This is a genomic window from Candidatus Protofrankia californiensis (genome assembly GCF_900634765.1).
Classification (GTDB): domain Bacteria; phylum Actinomycetota; class Actinomycetes; order Frankiales; family Frankiaceae; genus Protofrankia; species Protofrankia californiensis.
Window position 1 is genome coordinate 13,182 of the sequence record NZ_CAAAFT010000452.1, and the last position, 1,375, is coordinate 14,556.

At 75.3% G+C, this 1,375-nt stretch carries 1 protein-coding gene; it reads right to left on the minus strand.

All coding sequences use genetic code 11. The features are described 5' to 3' along the window. Positions 1 to 22: 22 nt before the first annotated feature. Positions 23 to 1,375, minus strand: a 1,353-nt coding sequence (locus tag DD1DGNOD_RS23450; protein WP_131771039.1) for an HNH endonuclease signature motif containing protein, incomplete at its 5' end; no start/stop codon positions are given.

Below are 1,375 nucleotides of genomic sequence, written 5' to 3' on the forward strand. Positions count from 1 at the left end.
CCGTTTCCCCGGCAGCCCCCTTTCAGAAGGGTGGCGGGGCGAGGTCCAAAACGGTGTTCGGCCCGGTCCTGCCCGCGGTCGGGTCGTGTGCACCGGCCCCGGACACCGGCGCCGAGACGGACGCTGTGGTGGCCGCGGCGGTGGCCACTGTGGCTGCTGGGGGGGCTGCGGGGCGATCGGGTTCCTCCCAGGACTCGGGCACAGGGCGGGCGGGTTCCTCCCAGGGCTCGGGCACGGTGCGGTACACCCGCCCGGTCGGGGCGGTCCAGGCCACCACTGCGCCCGTGGCCTGTTCCACCCTCCACCCTCCGTCGTGTTTGGCCCGATGATGCCGACGGCACGCGGCGATCAGGTTCCCCTCCGAGGTCGGCCCGCCCTTGGCGTAGGGGCGGACATGATCCAGGTCGCAGGACCGGGCGGGTTTCCGGCAGCCGGGGAACCGGCAGGTGCGATCCCGGGCCCGGACCAGCCGGGCCAGCCCCGGCGACGGAAACCGCCGGCCGACGTCCACCACCCGGCCGTCTACCGGGTCGGTCAGGATCCGCCGCCAGGTCGCGTTCTCGGCCAGCTGGCGGGCGGTGGCGGCGGGGATCGGCCCGTAGCCGGCGAGCTCCCCGGGGCTGTTGGCCACCCCGGCCAGGGTGGTCACCGGGACGAGCACCCCGATCTCCACGGGCACGTCGGCGCCGTGGTCGCGGCCGAGGAGGACGTCGACGAGGGCGTCGGCACGGCGGGCGTCCATGCCCCGGGGATCGTCCGGGGTGGCGGCGCGGCGGGCGAGGGTGTCGAGGCGCTGGTAGGCAGCCTGCGCGTCGGCGGCGGGTAGCAGCGCCCACAGCTCGGCCATCCCGTCCTCGACCGGCCTGATGTGGACCTGCCGCTCCCGGCGGCGCTGCGCCTGCCGGCGGTGAGCCCCGTCGGCGTCGATGGCGAGGACGGCGCGACGCAACGCCTGCCGGAACAGGCTGTGACTGGCTCGCCCGCTGCGGGCGAGCACCTTCGCCTCCGCCGCAGCGGCCTTCTCATCGGACAGGGCGGCGGTGGCCTCGGCCACCGCCCGCAGACGCCCCAGATCGATCGCGCCGGCCTCCAGCGCGGCCAGGGTGGCCTGCAGCCGGCCGATCACCGTCACGGCCAAGTCCAGCTGCATCCGGGCGGCGGCCGGGGACAGGTCCAGCTCGGCGGCGATCTCTTCGGCTGCGAAACTTTCCCCGGCCGAACCCAATTCCGCTTCCGGAGGCTCCCGCAGGGCGGCGAACCGGGCCTGCGTGCGGATCATCAGCGCGTCCAGCCGAGCCTTTTGCCGGCGGATGACGGCCATGATGGTCAGGCAGGCGTCGGCGTCGCACGCCTGGAGTGGGGGCAGGGCGGTGCA